This is a genomic window from Moorella naiadis (nom. illeg.), assembly GCF_051020825.1.
GTDB lineage: Bacteria > Bacillota > DSM-521 > Neomoorellales > Neomoorellaceae > Neomoorella > Neomoorella naiadis.
Genome location: NZ_JAXGFQ010000032.1, coordinates 1 through 14667, shown reverse-complemented (window position 1 = coordinate 14667; position 14667 = coordinate 1). Strand labels below are relative to the sequence as shown.

General features: G+C 55.3%; 16 protein-coding genes and 3 tRNA genes. 17 read left to right on the top strand and 2 right to left on the bottom strand.

The genetic code is table 11. From position 1 onward, the window contains the following. The 12 genes from SDD30_RS15085 to cshA all read left to right on the top strand — a co-directional run bounded on the left by SDD30_RS15085 (position 1) and on the right by cshA (position 10305). Positions 1–1296 carry a molybdopterin molybdotransferase MoeA gene (locus SDD30_RS15085; RefSeq protein ID WP_434075760.1) on the top strand — a complete coding sequence of 432 codons (1296 nt, stop codon included), beginning with the start codon at positions 1–3 and terminating at the stop codon, positions 1294–1296. Between the two features lie 44 nt (positions 1297–1340). Then, entirely contained in the window at positions 1341–1859 is a 519-nt protein-coding gene (gene mobB / locus SDD30_RS15080; protein ID WP_434075759.1) for a molybdopterin-guanine dinucleotide biosynthesis protein B, read from the top strand. A gap of 97 nt (positions 1860–1956) precedes the next feature. Beyond that, complete coding sequence (gene phoU, locus SDD30_RS15075) at positions 1957–2661, top strand: phosphate signaling complex protein PhoU (RefSeq protein WP_434075758.1); 705 nt, start codon at positions 1957–1959, stop codon at positions 2659–2661. 242 nt (positions 2662–2903) lie between these two features. Further along, positions 2904–4511, top strand: a complete 1608-nt coding sequence (locus SDD30_RS15070; protein WP_434075757.1) for a Na/Pi cotransporter family protein — start codon at positions 2904–2906, stop codon at positions 4509–4511. 79 nt (positions 4512–4590) lie between these two features. Then, on the top strand, positions 4591–5442 hold the full coding sequence (speE, locus tag SDD30_RS15065; protein WP_434075756.1) for a polyamine aminopropyltransferase: 852 nt from the start codon (positions 4591–4593) through the stop codon (positions 5440–5442). 127 nt (positions 5443–5569) lie between these two features. Further along, complete coding sequence (gene speB, locus SDD30_RS15060; protein ID WP_434075755.1) at positions 5570–6466, top strand: agmatinase; 897 nt, start codon at positions 5570–5572, stop codon at positions 6464–6466. Between the two features lie 48 nt (positions 6467–6514). Beyond that, a tRNA-Val gene (locus SDD30_RS15055) sits at positions 6515–6589 on the top strand. Positions 6590–6594: 5 nt separating this feature from the next. Then, positions 6595–6671 (top strand) — tRNA-Asp (locus SDD30_RS15050). A 5-nt stretch (positions 6672–6676) separates the two neighbouring features. Beyond that, positions 6677–6752: transfer RNA gene (locus SDD30_RS15045), tRNA-Phe, on the top strand. A 98-nt stretch (positions 6753–6850) separates the two neighbouring features. Further along, positions 6851–8008, top strand: coding sequence for a M24 family metallopeptidase (locus SDD30_RS15040; RefSeq protein ID WP_434075754.1), 1158 nt, complete (start codon positions 6851–6853; stop codon positions 8006–8008). Positions 8009–8458: 450 nt separating this feature from the next. After that, positions 8459–8761, top strand: coding sequence for a zinc-ribbon domain containing protein (locus tag SDD30_RS15035; RefSeq protein ID WP_434075753.1), 303 nt, complete (start codon positions 8459–8461; stop codon positions 8759–8761). Positions 8762–8874: 113 nt separating this feature from the next. Continuing rightward, entirely contained in the window at positions 8875–10305 is a 1431-nt protein-coding gene (gene cshA, locus SDD30_RS15030) for a degradosome RNA helicase CshA (RefSeq protein ID WP_434075752.1), read from the top strand. Between the two features lie 435 nt (positions 10306–10740). Here cshA and SDD30_RS15025 read toward each other — a convergent pair whose 3' ends face one another. After that, complete coding sequence (locus SDD30_RS15025; protein ID WP_434075751.1) at positions 10741–11139, bottom strand: hypothetical protein; 399 nt, start codon at positions 11137–11139, stop codon at positions 10741–10743. 889 nt (positions 11140–12028) lie between these two features. Between SDD30_RS15025 and SDD30_RS15020 the strand changes: the two genes are divergently transcribed. The 5 genes from SDD30_RS15020 to SDD30_RS15000 are packed head-to-tail and all read left to right on the top strand — an operon-like array spanning position 12029 to position 13656. After that, the gene (locus SDD30_RS15020; RefSeq protein ID WP_434075750.1) at positions 12029–12352 is read left to right on the top strand and encodes a CHC2 zinc finger domain-containing protein; all 324 of its coding nucleotides are present in this window, start codon (positions 12029–12031) and stop codon (positions 12350–12352) included. Between the two features lie 37 nt (positions 12353–12389). Further along, positions 12390–12815 (top strand): hypothetical protein, encoded by a 426-nt coding sequence (locus SDD30_RS15015; protein WP_434075749.1) that lies wholly within the window; start codon positions 12390–12392, stop codon positions 12813–12815. A 58-nt stretch (positions 12816–12873) separates the two neighbouring features. Beyond that, positions 12874–13194, top strand: coding sequence for a hypothetical protein (locus SDD30_RS15010; RefSeq protein ID WP_434075748.1), 321 nt, complete (start codon positions 12874–12876; stop codon positions 13192–13194). Beyond that, the gene (locus SDD30_RS15005; RefSeq protein WP_434075747.1) at positions 13191–13409 is read left to right on the top strand and encodes a hypothetical protein; all 219 of its coding nucleotides are present in this window, start codon (positions 13191–13193) and stop codon (positions 13407–13409) included. Before SDD30_RS15010 ends, SDD30_RS15005 begins: the two co-directional genes overlap by 4 nt. Then, positions 13396–13656, top strand: a complete 261-nt coding sequence (locus SDD30_RS15000; protein WP_434075746.1) for a hypothetical protein — start codon at positions 13396–13398, stop codon at positions 13654–13656. Before SDD30_RS15005 ends, SDD30_RS15000 begins: the two co-directional genes overlap by 14 nt. Positions 13657–13829: 173 nt before the next feature. Here SDD30_RS15000 and SDD30_RS14995 read toward each other — a convergent pair whose 3' ends face one another. Continuing rightward, complete coding sequence (locus tag SDD30_RS14995; protein ID WP_434075745.1) at positions 13830–14435, bottom strand: hypothetical protein; 606 nt, start codon at positions 14433–14435, stop codon at positions 13830–13832. Positions 14436–14667 lie beyond the last annotated feature (232 nt).

Genomic DNA, 14667 nt, shown 5'->3' with positions numbered 1-14667 from the left:
ATGGCCGCGCCCTTAAGCCTGGAGGAGGCGCAACGCCTTCTTTTAAGTGGGTTAAAACCGCCGGGAAAGGTGAAAATAGAGCTGAAGAAGGCTGCAGGCCGGGTACTGGCCGCACCGGTGGTGGCGCCACAGCCCTTCCCACCTTTTCCTCGTTCCCTGGTGGACGGCTACGCCTTGGGGCCACTCCCGATTAATGGGGGGAGCGATGTTGTTCCTGGGCCGGGCGGACCTGCTGCCCCAAATTTAGATCACCCGGACTCCCCTAGGGAGAGGGACACCCGTGAACCATGGCTTGCCTACCGGGTAGCGGCTACCATAGCAGCAGGCAGCAAGATGACAGTGAGCCTGGGCCCCGGCACGGCGGCGACCATTTTTACCGGTGCCCGGCCCCCTGAGGGCACGGTAGCCATCATCCCCCGGGAACAGGTTGAGGTTCAGGGCGGGCTAATCCGGGCGCCGCAACCGGCGGTAGGGAAATACCTGGAGCCGGTCGGGGCGGAGGTCAGGGCCGGGGAAGAGGTCCTGGCTGCCGGTACCTGCCTGGGCCCGGCAGAGGTGGGGCTCCTAGCGGCCCTGGGCCTGGCACAGGTGACGGTCTATCGCCGGCCGGTTGTCGCCGTAGCCGGCAGCGGCAGTGAGCTCCTGGCTCTAAACGGAGCCCCGGCCCCTGAGCAGGGGGAGGCACCCCGGATTTATAACAGCAATTTTTACGCCCTGGCGGCGGCGGTCACGGCCGCCGGGGGGGAGGTGTTACCAGTGGGGCCGGTAGCCGATGACCTGGAAGAGCAGGTCCGGCTGTACCAGGAGGCCCTGGCAGAAGCCGACCTGCTCCTGACCACCGGGGGCGCCGGTGGCAGTGCCCGGGACCTGACGGCAGCGGCTTTTGCCGCCGCCGGGGGTGAGGTCATGTTTACCGAGGTCGCTATCCGCCCTGGCCGGCGGGTCATAGCCGCTCGCCAGGGGGCTAAACTCCTCCTGGGTCTTCCCGGCAATCCTCCGGCCGCCCTGGTGGCCTGCTATCTCCTGGCAGTACCGGTTATCAAGGCCCTCGGCGGCCGGGAAGCTGCGCCGGCTGTCTTTCCGGCGGTCCTGACGTCAGCCCTGGATAAGATCCGGACTGAACGATCCTTTATATGGGCCCGGGTTCGGGCCACAGCGGCCGGCTGGGAGGCGGCACCTCTGTCCCGCCGCCCGGGGGGCATCCGCGCCGCCATCAGCGCCAACGCCCTCATCGACGTCCCCCCGGGTTGCATTCCATTACCGGGAGAAGCAGTGACGGTCATTTTTATGGGCTAATTGCTCATCCTGCAATACCTACTTGCGGAAGGGGAGGTCTTCGTATGCCAAGCGCTATTCCAGTTATCTCCGTAGTCGGTAAGTCCGACGCCGGCAAGACGACACTGTTAATCAAGCTCCTGCCGGAATTAAAGCGGCGGGGCTACCGGGTGGCTACCGTCAAGCACGACACTCATGGCTTTGATATTGACCGCCCCGGCAAGGATACCTGGCGCCATGCCGAAGCCGGGGCCGATGTGGTCGTCATCTCCTCACCGGCCAAGGTAGCCTTTATTGAAAAGGTGGCTGCTGAATTACCCCTGGATGCCATTGCCGGCCGTATCCAGAACGTCGACCTCATCATCACCGAGGGCTACAAGCGCGGGGATAAGCCCAAGATCGAAGTCCACCGGCAGGCGGTAGGAGGGGAACTCCTCTGTACGGCAGACGAACTACTGGCCGTGGCTACCGACGAGCCCCTGGCAATCGACGCCCCCTGCTACGACCTGGACGACGCCGCCGGATTGGTGGATTTGATTGAGATCAAGATCCTGGCTCCCGCCGGCCGCTTACGTCGGCCATAAATCCAGCTCCTGGTTTTAGGCCCCTTACCTTTAATCCCCGAGGTAATAGGCATATAATAGTTGTTAAGAATATGTAAAGACCTGCGGGGGAAAGCAGATGAACCGGATACTCAACGCCTACGACCGGGCCCTCCTGGAATTGCAGCAAAACATCCTGCAGATGGGGGAATACGTGGCCAACCAGCTGGATCAGGCCTTAAAGGCCCTGAAGGATCAGGACCGGGTATTGGCGCAACAGGTGGTGGCGGGTGACGACGGGGCCGATGATCTGGCCCACGATATCGAAATGTCCTCCCTGGATCTCATCTCCCTGCAGCAGCCCACCGGGGATGACCTGCGCACTCTGGCTACAGTCATGCGGGTAAGCAGGGAGCTAGAGCGCATCGGCGACTATGCCGTCAACATCGCCGAGGTGGCCGGGCGCCTGGCTAAACTGGGACCCTATTTCAAGCCCCTGGTGGATATTCCCCATATGAGCGACCTGGCCCGGTCCATGCTCCGCCGGAGCCTCCAGGCCCTGGTCGAGCGCAACCTGGAGATAGCCCGGGAGGTGGTGAAGGCCGACGATGTCGTTGACCGCCTTTTTGAGGCCCTTTATGATGAATTGGTAGCCTACATGAAAAAGGGGCCAGAGTACGTCGACCAGGCTAGTTACCTGGCCCTGGTGGCCCGTTACCTGGAGCGCATTGCCGACCACGCCGTCAACATAGCTGAGATGGCGGTTTACCGGGAGACCGGTGAGCGCCGGGCCTTTAGAGAAAGGCAGGGGCCCCAAAAGATCATCCCACCGGGGAAAAAGTAATGGTGGTACCGTTACCGCCGGAGAAACCTACCTCCTGGGGAGACTTAATAAAATGGACTGAAAAAGTACCGGCGGTTAACGGCGGCGGGCGCCGAACCGGACCTAGGTTCTGATGGTACCCAAATTTGGAGCTATTTAGGGATAGAACGCCGTCAATCGTAAACTACGGAACCCGGAGCCAATATCCTCCCCATCACAGGCAAGACACCCTAACAAAGTAGATAGTAAATGGAGGTCAAAGATTGATTTTCGCCGTTACCACCGGTCTCCTGGGCGGGCTGGCCCTTTTCCTTTACGGCATGAATCTAATCAGCACCGGCCTGCAAAAGGCGTCTGCCCGCCAGGTACAGCAGCTCCTGGGGGCGGTGACCAGGAATCGCTTCTACGGTATGCTGGCCGGGCTGGTGGTTACGATATTCCTACAAACCAGCGCCGTCACCACGGTGCTCCTGGTGGGTTTCGTCAGCGCCGGCCTTATGAGCCTGGGTCAGGCTCTGGGAGTCATCCTGGGGGCCGCCATCGGCTCGACCCTGACAGCCCAGCTCATTGCCTTTCGCCTGAGCGATTATGCCCTCTGGGCAGTGGTTGTCGGCCTCATCCCTTACCTTGCCGCCCGGCGCCTGCGCTGGCGTTACCTGGGCCAGGCCATCCTCGGGTTTGGCCTTATTTTTTATGGCGCCGCCCTTATGGGTACGGCCATCGCTCCCCTGGATAACCTGCCGGAATTTACCGCTACCCTGGACCGCCTGGCAGCCCACCCCTGGGTGATGATGGTAGCGGCGACCCTCTTTACGGCCATTGTCCAGGGCAGCGCCGCACCGGTGGTGGTGGCTATGACCCTGGCAGCCCAGGGCAGCCTGGCCCTGCAACCAGCCCTGGCCCTGGTCCTGGGCGCTAACCTGGGCACTACGGCCACAGCCCTCATCTCCAGTATCGCCCTTTCCCGGGAAGCCAAGCGGGTGGCCCTGGCCCATTTCTTTTTTAAACTGGCCGGGGTCCTCCTTTTCCTGCCCTTTCTCGGCCTCTATGCCGGCCTGGCGCGCCAGACCTCGCCGGATCTTGCCCGCCAGGTGGCCAACGGCCACACCCTGTTCAACATTATCAACATGCTTATCTTTATCCCCTTTACCCCCCGGGTGGGCCGCCTGATGGAAAGGCTGCTGCCCAATGCCCCGGAAGAAGAGAAGGTAGCCAAATACCTGGACAACACCCTCCTCGATCTACCGGAGCTCGCCCTGGCCGGGGTGACCCAGGAGCTCCTGCGCATGGCCGGGATTATCCGGCAGGAGATGTTCCCCCGGGTCATGCAACCCCTGGCCCGGCGGGAGGTGGACCTGGTAGAGAAGCTGCGCCGTACAGACGCCATCCTGGATTACCTTTACACGGCCATTGCCCGTTACCTGGCCCATATGAACCGGGATAACCTGAGCGAGGAACAGATGCTGGCCCAGACCCGGCTCCTATATATCGCCAATGACCTGGAGCATATCGGTGACGTTACCGTCGAGATGGCCCGCCAGTGGCGCAAGATCGAGAACAGCGGCGTCGAGTTTTCCCCCGAAGGGCAGGCTGAAATCCAGGAGATGTTCACCAAGGTCCAGGAGAACTTCACCGCCGCCCTGGAGGCCTTCGCCGGCAACGATCGCCACCTGGCCGCCCGGGTCATCCGCGGCCACCCGGAGATCCTGCGCCTGGAGAAAAATCTGCGTTACTCCCATTTCCAGCGCCTGCAGCGGGAAAACCGCCTCAGTCTGGAGACTACCTCTGTCCATATGGACCTCATCAACCAGCTCCTGCGTTTGAATATCCATAACGTCAGCATCGCCCAGGCGGTAATGGGGATTATTTAACGGTTGCTGGCAAGTTAGGGAACTTGTAGGAAGGGGCGATCTTTGGTAAACTACACCCTGGAGAAAGGAGAGATTGCTTTTGCGTGGTATCTGGTTTTCGGAACTGCAGACGCCGGACCTGGCGATTTCCGTACGCCTGCAGCAAACCCTGCACCATGAAAAGACCCCTTACCAGGAGCTGGCTGTCGTGGATACGGGAGCTTACGGCCGCATGCTCCTGCTGGATAATATTATCCAGACGACCGTTAAAGACGAATTCTTTTACCATGAGATGATCGCCCACGTACCCCTGAATACCCACCGTCGGCCCCGGACAGCCCTGGTCATCGGCGGTGGCGACGGCGGCGTCGTCCGGGAGATTGTCAAACACCCTACTATTGAAAAGGTTACCCTGGTGGAGATTGACGCCCGGGTGGTGGCCAATGCCCGGGAGTACCTGCCAGAGATCGCTTGCGGTCTGGACGACGCCCGGGTGGAGATCCGTTTTGAAGACGGCATCGAACACGTCCGCCAGCGGGAGAATACTTATGACGTGATTATCGTCGATTCCACCGATCCCATCGGGCCGGCAGTGGGCCTTTTTAGCACTGAATTTTACCGTAATGTCCACCGGGCCCTGAAACCGGAAGGCATCTTCGTCGCCCAAACGGAATCCCCGCTTTTTAACGGCAAGCTCATCCGCCGCATCCAGCGCGACCTGCAGGAGATCTTCCCCCTTGCCAGGCTCTACCTGACCACGGTGCCAACCTATCCGGGCGGCCTCTGGTCCTTCAGCCTGGGAAGTAAAGAATATGATCCTTTGCGGATCGACTGGCGCCAGGCCCCCCAGATAACGACCCGCTACTATACCCCAACCATTCACCAGGCCGCCTTCTCGCTGCCGCCCTTCGTCCAGGAGTTCCTGGAGGCGCCAGAGGAAGAAAAGTTTTAGGCGAGGTCGAGCGCCAAGTTTGCTCGCCGAGAACCACGGAGCCTGAAGCCTCTACCCCCAAGCCCGTGACTAAATGCTTACCACAAGCATCCACTTTTGTTAGAACCCTATTTCCGGAGGAAGATTGATGTCAGACGCCCAAAGTATATACGGCACCATCGAGGGGTTTACCAGGGGCCAGGTCTTCCTGGCCAGTACTGACGACTTTGCAGCAGCCCGGGCGGTCCTGGCCGGCATCCCTTTTGATGCCACCACCAGCTTCCGGCCTGGCACCCGCTGGGGTCCCCGGGCTATCCGCGAGGTGTCCGAGGTTCTGGAGGAGTACAGCCCTTACCTGCGGCGGGAATTGGGCCAGGTTCCCTTTTACGACGCCGGCGACCTGGATCTGACACCGGGCCGGGTGGAGGCCGGTTTGGAGCAGATGGCGGCCGCTGCGGCCGCTATTTTCACCGCCGGCAAGCAGCCATTCTTCCTGGGGGGCGAGCATTTAGTCAGCTACCCCCTCATCCGAGCTGCCCACCGGTACTACCCCGAACTGGCCGTCCTCCACTTCGACGCCCATGCCGACCTGCGGGAGGAATACCTGGGGGAAAGGCTCTCCCACGCCACCGTCATGCGCTTGGTGGCGGAGGAAATCGGCCCCGGTAACCTCTACCAGTTCGGTATTCGCTCCGGTACCTGGGGGGAATTCGCCTACGGCCAGGGAGAGACGAACTTCTTCCTGGATGTCATCACGTCGCCCCTGACAAAGCTGGTGCCGGAGCTGGGCCGGCGGCCCTTGTATGTAACCATTGATATCGACATAATCGACCCGGCCTACGCCCCCGGTACCGGCACCCCCGAACCTGGGGGCTGCTCACCGGGGGAGATCTTTAAAGCCATCCAGCTTCTCCAGGATGCCAATGTAGTCGCCTTTGACCTGGTGGAGGTCTGCCCGGCTTACGATCAAAGCGCTATCACCGCCATCCTGGCGGCTAAGATCCTCCGCGAAGCCCTCCTGGCCTGGGGAGGAAAAAATATTTGACTTCCCCCCTGGTACCATGCTATAATAACTTTTGCGGCAGGTACATGAGGGCGGTTAGCTCAGCGGGAGAGCACCTGCCTTACAAGCAGGGGGTCGGCAGTTCAAACCTGCCACTGCCCACCATAAACGGAGCCGTAGTGTAGTGGTCTAACATGTCGGCCTGTCACGCCGAAGATCGCGGGTTCAACTCCCGTCGGCTCCGCCATTTATGCCTCGGTAGCTCAGTTGGTAGAGCAGAGGACTGAAAATCCTCGTGTCGGCGGTTCGATTCCGCCCTGAGGCACCAGCAAAAAACTCCTTTCTGGGCATAGAGCAGGAAGGAGTTTTTGTATATCTTTCTAGCTAGTATGGGTATAAGAGTTTGCCTAAGGAGGCTATTTTTCTATGGCCAGGCCGGAAGATATAGAATATAAAAATCGCCTGGGGTGCTTGCAGGAATCCCTGCAGGACCTGGAACTCGACGGCGCGATTATCTACCAGACAGTTGACCTATATTACTTAACGGGCACGGCCCAGAGCTGTCACTTCTTTGTCCCGGCAGCCGGGGAGCCACTGCTCCTGGCTTACCGGGACTACGAGCGGGCCCGGGAGGAAGCGGCGTGGCAGGTTATGACTCTGGGCACTTTTAAGGATCTACCCGGTCTCCTGACGGAAGCCGGGTATACGGGGATGCGGCGTTTGGGCCTGGAGCTGGACGTGATACCCTTGCACCTCTTTCGCCGCTATGAGGCCCTTTTGCCCGGCGTTCAGTGGGTCGACGTCGGCCAGGTATTGCGGCGGCAGCGGATGGTCAAATCGGCGGTTGAACTGGAGGCCCTGCAGTGGTCGGCCACCAGGCACGCCGAGGTATTTCGCTACATAAGTGACTGGATCCGGCCGGGGATGACGGAACTGGTCATTGCCGCCGAGTTCGAAGGCTACGCCCGCCGTCTGGGCCACCAGGGGGCGAAACACTTCCGGGGCCAGGAGCAGGGCATGGGTCCCGGTCTGGTGGCCGCCGGGGCCAATTCCGCCCGGACTTCTTGCTTCAACCTGCCCCTGGCCGGCCTGGGCCTTTCCCCCCTGTACCCTATGGGAGCCAGCCAGCACGTCTGGGAAAAAGGGGAGCCCCTTCTCATCGACTACGCCGGGGTTTACGGCGACTACACCGTTGATCAGACCAGGATTTACCTGAGCAAGGAGGTGCCGGCAGCTTTACGCCGGGCCCAGGACGTGGCCCTGGAAATTGCTGGCCGAGTGGCGGAAAGCGCCCGGCCCGGGGTAACGGCCGGCGAGCTCTATGACCTGGCCGTGAACCTGGCCGCCCGGGCCGGTTTGCCGGAGCACTTTATGGGCTATGGCCAGCAGGTAACCTATATCGGTCACGGCGTCGGTCTAGAGCTGAACGAGTGGCCGGTAATCGCCCGGGGGGACCGGATAGTCCTGGCCGAGGGCATGGTCTTCGCCCTGGAACCTAAGTTTGTCTTCCCGGGGCTCGGCAGCGTTGGGGTGGAGGACACGTATGTGGTTACTGCGGGAGGAGCGGAAAAGATAACTTATTAGTACTCCAGCGTGAGCAATCAATCCCACCGCTTGCCTGCCAGGGGCAGATAAAAGTAGTTGACGGAGTATATGGAAATCCTGGTTTAAAGATGCACCAACGTTTGTAACCCCCGGTACCTGTAGTCATTAGCCACCTGTCCCGAAAACGCCGTCGTCCTGGTAGCCGGTCCACCCCTGGAATACGCCCTGGCCTCATTTACAGTGGCGGGCCTTTATTATTTCATTCGAGCTCAATGGAGAGAAATAAAATCGCTAGGGCCCTCGACCAGCATAAAAATTGTTTCAAAATAATACTTTACCTTTGGTTAAAGGTGGGTTATAATAAACATTAGCTTATCAATTGGTCTGGTAGGATCAAATTTATTTATCCTTCTCAATGCTTTTCTGGTGAAGGGAGATAAATTGAATTCCCTGAACCATTGGAGCAAAAAATTTGAGGAGGATTTCATTATGTACGAAGACAAAACCCTTACCTGCCGCGACTGTGGCACCGAATTTTTTTTCTCGGCTTCTGAACAGGAGTTTTATGCCGAGAAAGGTTTTACCAATGAACCCGGTCGCTGTCCCCAGTGCCGCGCCGCCCGCAAGCGGAACGGCAACGGCTTTAGCCGTGGGGATAACCGTGGACCCAGAGAGATGTACAAGGCAACCTGCGCCGCCTGCGGAGCGGAAACGGAAGTGCCGTTTCGTCCCCGCGGCGATCGCCCGGTGTATTGCCGAGATTGCTTTAGCAAAAACAACAACCGTTACTAATTAAGGCGAGGCAACTCCTCTACTAACGGGTAGAGGAGTTTATTTTTGGGTTATAATAAGGCAGGGTATATCAAGAAAAAGGGTTATACCCTCAGCAAAGGAGATAATATTTTTTGGTAACTTTTACAGAACTAGGATTGGGGCAACCGGTCCTGCAGGCAATCACGAATATGGGGTTTGAAGAACCGACGCCCATCCAGATGCAGACTATCCCGGGTGCCCTGGCCGGAAGAGACTTAATTGGCCAGGCTCAAACCGGTACCGGAAAAACGGCGGCCTACGGCATACCCATGGTGGAAAGAATAGCAGTCGATGCGGAACAAATCAAGGGAATTGTGGTTACCCCTACCCGGGAACTAGCGGTGCAGGTGGCCGAGGAGTTGAACCGCATTGGGCAATTCAAGGGTATCCGCACCTTACCTATTTATGGTGGGCAGGATATTAACCGGCAGATCAAGGCTTTGAAGAAAAGACCCCAGATTATTGTAGGGACGCCGGGCCGCTTGCTTGATCACCTGCGGCGGCGAACAATACACCTTCATGATATTGAAATCGTGGTTCTTGATGAGGCCGATGAAATGCTTAACATGGGTTTTATTGAAGACATTGAAGCCATCCTCCGGGAGATCCCCGGGGAACGCCAAACCATGTTGTTTTCGGCCACCATACCCCTACCGATCCAGAACCTGGCGCAGAGGTTCATGCAAGCCCCGGAAACTATTCGTATCTCGGCTCGAGAGGTCACGGTACCCAACACCGAACAGAGCTACATCGAGCTCCAGGAGAAACAAAAATTTGAGGTCCTCTGTCGCCTGTTGGATATTCAGGCGCCGGACCTGGCGATTGTTTTTTGCCGCACCAAGCGCCGGGTGGATGAACTGGCCGGGGCTTTAAGTAAACGCGGCTATTCAGTGGAAGCCATCCATGGTGATTTGACCCAAGCGAAAAGGGAGAGTGTAATCCGGCAGTTCCGGGAGGGTGCTATCGAGATCCTGGTAGCGACTGATGTAGCGGCCCGGGGACTGGATATTACCGGAGTCACCCATGTCTATAACTTTGATATCCCCCAGGACCCGGAGGGTTACGTGCATCGCATCGGCCGAACCGGGCGCATCGGCCGGTCTGGCCAGGCCCTGACCTTTGTTACCCCGCGAGAGATGGGGCTTCTCAAGTCGATTGAGAACATGATACGGCGGAAAATAGTACGTCAGTCCGTTCCTACCTTGACCGAGTTCCTTAAAGGCCAGCAGCGGGTGGCCATGGAAAAGCTGCTCCAGGCGACGGAAACCGCGGAAGTTGAGCAATACCGGGGCTTGGCTGAGGATTTATTGGCGGAAACCGATTCGGTCACCCTGATTGCCGCCGCTTTAAAATTGCTGACCAGGGAACAGGATGCCACTCCTGTACAATTAATACCAGAAGAACCCGTCCGGGCGAAAAGGTTTAATAGAGCCGGGCCCCCACGGGAGCAAGGGTACAAAGGGTATAAAATAAGCAGTAAAAATAAAGACAGTAACCGCAAAAAACAAAGCTGGTCAAAATGATCAGAGTAAAAACCTTTAGGCGGTTGAAGGAATAAGAGAAGCCCCCAGGCCTGCGGGTTAACCACGGCTTGGGGGGCTTTTTTATTAGTCTGGATAGACCAGGGGTTTTGTTTTTGTAGCGGCCCATTTCGGGTGATGTAATTCGGTTGCTGTAAAAAGAAAAAAGGCCAGCAGGCCTTGATTTTCCTGGTGCGAGAGGCGGGACTTGAACCCGCACGGACCAAAGGTCCACGAGATTTTAAGTTCCACGAAGTCTTTCTTTGCCAGTACCTGCCAATCCGGGAGTGTCCAGTTTTCAAGGCTTCACGGGTTTTGGGGGTGTGTAATACGTCCATTTTGCCCGTGGTGTTTACCTGGTTTAGCAGTCAAATAGCAGTCAAACCTCCTGGCCGTAACTCCCCGGCAAGGGGAGGTGTAATTAGGTTCTTGAAAATATTACTTGTTGGTTACTTTTTCACTGAGGCCAGCACGTACCCAATATATGAACCCACGTCCCTGCTTTTCCACAGAGGCCAAACCTAAGACGCATAAAACTATTAAAATATCCTGGATTTCATAACGCCTTTTCCATTCTTGGTAACTATAAAAACTAAGCCCAGGAACTGGATTTTGTTCAATTTCCATCATCACCTCGTCAATCGTAACTATGCGCCCTTTTAATAATTTATACATCATCTCCACATTTTTACCTGAAACAAGTTCCTCGAAAACCTGGCTCTTGCTGTATTGTCTTAAGATGAATGTGCTAGGTATATTAGCCGCTTCATAAACCTCATAATTATTACGAAGAGTTACACTACCTAAACATCTTCCCAAACGTCTTGACCCCGGCATTTTACACCCCTCCTCTAACATTATTTTTCGCCATTATTTAAGAATTTCCTGGTGCCTCTATTACACAAAGGCCTAAAACAGAGGCTCTATAAGGCCTGAGATTGCTGTGATCCGGGTGGTGTTGCAACGGTAACCGGTAGTGTGGAGGTTAAGAGATTGTTAAGATGCTGTCCAAGACAATTACTTGTTTTTCCCATGTTATAATGATATTGGTAAAAGAATTACCTGTCGGAGAACACGCGGATGAAGAATAAAGCTGTAATTGGTAATGTTAAGGGAATGTTAAGAAGTGCAGGACCTGAATTACTTGCTTTTTCTATAGTAATATGGTATTGAGGAAAGGAGTAAGGTTGACATTAAGGAAATGTTAAGATGCGGTGGCGCCACAACTACTTGTTTTTCTGTGTTATTATGCTATTGAGGAAAGGAGACAGGATATGCGGATGAAAAATATGGTTGTTAATGAAATGTTAAGATGCTGCATATTGCAATTACTTGTTTTTTCCATGTTATAATGATAGTGGTCAAAAAATAATATTAAAAATCTCAAGCCCCTGAAACCAGGGGCTTTAATTTTGGGGGTGTAAAGGCAAGATGCCAAAATTAACAACTGATGGAAGGAGTGGAAAGACTATGGGCAATCCAATTGAAGCAGTCATCAAAAGTACGGGTAAGAGCCGCAAGTCGTTAGCAGTTGAATGGGGAGTGAATTATTATTTGTTGGGGGCGACCCTGCGCGGTTTCCCTTCCAGGATTCCACGGAGCTTGCGGGAGGTGTTAGGGAGACTTGGGTTTGACGTCGAGAGGCTTGAAAACCAGTATGAAGCATGGCGAAGGACACTTAACAGGTAGTTAAGGCGACTAAAACAATCCTGGGGAGGTATGGAAAATGGGCGATGTCATCAAACTAACAAAGAGAGATAACGCAAATAAGTTCGACTGGGCACCGTTGTATGAGGCTTACGTCAGCGGCGCGAACGGCGGCCCGCTTAGTGAGCGCGACGACGGCTGGATGGATGGGTGCTGCCCCCTCCATGACGACCAACGGCCTTCCTTCTCCTTCAACCGCTGGTCCGGGTACTGGCTCTGCCGGGCCGGGTGCGGCGCGGGGTGGCCGTTAGACTTTTTAGAGGCAGTTGCTGGCCTCGACGGTGACGAAGCTTTGGAAGAAATCCGGGAACTATGCGGGTCCTTACCGCCGGAAATAATCTAGCGTTTTACAGATGTTTCCAGAAAGTGCATATTACAAATTGACCGCTTCCAGTGAGCGGGCTTTTATTTATTCGGATGAAAATTTCGCTCACCGGATGGTTGTCGTAGCCGAAGCAGCGGGTTTACATTCGGACGGTATCGGCGGCACGATAATCCGTGAACTGGCATGGGGCAATCGCCTGGCCTATGAGGTAGTGAAAAAAACTGCCAACGGCTTGCGGCCACGTAAAATTGTCAAAGATGGTCCGACCGGTTTGGTTACTACATCGGTTAGGGGTGTCGAAGGTGAGTTAGCCACCAGACTGTTGATGTTGGAGCTGGCTGACGACCCGCGTCAAACTCGCCGTGTTCTAGAAGCGGAGGCCCTGGAGGCTATGGGTAAAATCCATACACCGGATTTAGACCAGTTTACTGATATAATGCCTATTGTTAACCGTAGGGGACTGCTTAAGGTTAACAGTTAGCGATATACCGGCGCGGGGGCGATTCCGGCTCCACAAAAATGGAGTGACTGTCGGTATTGTGGCTACGCCGGAATGTGTTGGGTTACTGTGGGGACCAGGCATGGGGCAGGCCGTCGAGCGTGTTAAATTGCCGTACAAGGGTAATGCCCACGGTGGTTACATTCGGTGGTTCCTATGCCCCATCTGTGGCCGGAAAACACCTCGCCTCTACCTGCCGCCTGAAGGTGACGGCTTCGCCTGCCGCAAGTGCCTGGCCCTGGCTTACCGGGCCTGGAAGGAAAGCGGCAAGGTGCGGCAACCCAGGAAACCTGAAGGCTGGTTCAAGTGGTTTTCGAGACAGGCTGCAAAAGTCCTGGCGAAAGGGGGGAATAGCGAATGAAGCTGCTGGATTACGCCCGCTGGAGGTGTATCCGGGAAGTCCCGGCGATAATTGACACCCTGGCAACCGAAGCGAAACAGGGCAACGCAACAGCGGCCAGGCTCATGCTGGAGCTTGCCGGGTTGCTGCTTAGTGGGGAAGGAGGCGGTAATGATGGCGAAGAAAAGCGGCCTCCCTGTGGCCTCAAAGAGCGGCCAGCGGTTGCCAAGCAATGAGGTCCTGGAGGAAAGACGGCAGCTAATTGTTGCCGAAGCCGTTGACGCATCGCCACAGGTGATGCGGGTGGTAGTGGACATGGCCCTGGGTGGCGACCTGGAGGCGGCCAAACTGGTGTTAAAGGTGGCTGGGCTGGATTTGAGCGGCGGTAACCGTGCTAATGTCCAGAACGCCATCCAGATAAATATTACTGCGGAAGAACAGCGGCAGTTGGAGAGGGATTTTCCTGATGATCTTCCCGGCTAGAAACTGCTACGAGCACCATTCCAGGATACCTAACATCGGCCAGTGGTCTAAGTGGGTGGGATATTAGGCGAAAAACGGCGAGCGCCACCTGCTATGTGGGGGTGGCCCTGTTACGCATTATGGCGTCCCCATTTATATAGCAGTTAGATTCCCCACAATTTTGGTTTAACAAATTAATTGAGGGGTAACCAATCACATCCCACAAGTTCTGGATCATTAAAAGCTCCATGTTTAACCCAAAAGTGTTCATCCCATAATTTTCCTTCCTCCTTCCAAAATGCTGAAGTTCTCCAAATAGCTATGGGGCTTTCTTGGGCCTTGCATACTGGGAATCTACCATCTCGATAAATATTTTCCCAGTTTACTTCATATATTTTTACACCACGAAGGTAGTACTCGCCAACCAGGTATCCACTCTGTGTTTTAATAAGAGGATAATAAGAAACGTCAAAATGATTGTTTGGTAAAGTAGATCTTACAACCAATAAGCCTGCCTTCCAGTTTGGCGGGAAACTTTCAACAATTTGCCGTATACCTTCTCTCCATCTTTTTATAGCAACTTCGTCTGGTACTAATCCATATGAATCGTTATAGAAATGATGAGCGGCATTAAATGCCTCTATAGCTTCCATTTTTGTTGGTAAAATTTCTTTTCCTTCATTGACTTTTTTGGAAGTACTAATACTGTTTGGGGAACCCCCCCTGCTGTGAAACGCTTTTCTGGGTATCCCCTGATCCAGTAGATAGGTCGTGTGGGTATTTTGTCGCCCAATTTCCAAACGAAAATATAACAACCATTAGTGTTATTATGATAACGAAACCCTTTGCCCACTTATCCCATATTCGTTGGCAAACTAAAAAATCCTCAAAATCGCGCCATTTCCTGGTTTGCCAGGCGAAACTTTTTGCTATGAAAATAAAATAAACCCAGGATATGATTCCGGTGCAAAAACCCTCTCAAAACACCTTCAAATCGACATAATGTAGCAGGAATATTTACCATAACGGCGA

Excerpts from the sequence above, each read along its gene's own strand:
- SDD30_RS15085 (WP_434075760.1), top strand. The coding sequence starts at position 1 with ATGGCCGCGCCCTTAAGCCTGGAGGAGGCGCAACGCCTTCTTTTAAGT.
- mobB (WP_434075759.1), top strand. The coding sequence starts at position 1,341 with ATGCCAAGCGCTATTCCAGTTATCTCCGTAGTCGGTAAGTCCGACGCC.
- phoU (WP_434075758.1), top strand. The coding sequence starts at position 1,957 with ATGAACCGGATACTCAACGCCTACGACCGGGCCCTCCTGGAATTGCAG.
- speB (WP_434075755.1), top strand. The coding sequence starts at position 5,570 with ATGTCAGACGCCCAAAGTATATACGGCACCATCGAGGGGTTTACCAGG.
- SDD30_RS15040 (WP_434075754.1), top strand. The coding sequence starts at position 6,851 with ATGGCCAGGCCGGAAGATATAGAATATAAAAATCGCCTGGGGTGCTTG.
- SDD30_RS15035 (WP_434075753.1), top strand. The coding sequence starts at position 8,459 with ATGTACGAAGACAAAACCCTTACCTGCCGCGACTGTGGCACCGAATTT.
- SDD30_RS15025 (WP_434075751.1), bottom strand. The coding sequence starts at position 11,139 with ATGCCGGGGTCAAGACGTTTGGGAAGATGTTTAGGTAGTGTAACTCTT.
- SDD30_RS15020 (WP_434075750.1), top strand. The coding sequence starts at position 12,029 with ATGGGCGATGTCATCAAACTAACAAAGAGAGATAACGCAAATAAGTTC.
- SDD30_RS15005 (WP_434075747.1), top strand. The coding sequence starts at position 13,191 with ATGAAGCTGCTGGATTACGCCCGCTGGAGGTGTATCCGGGAAGTCCCG.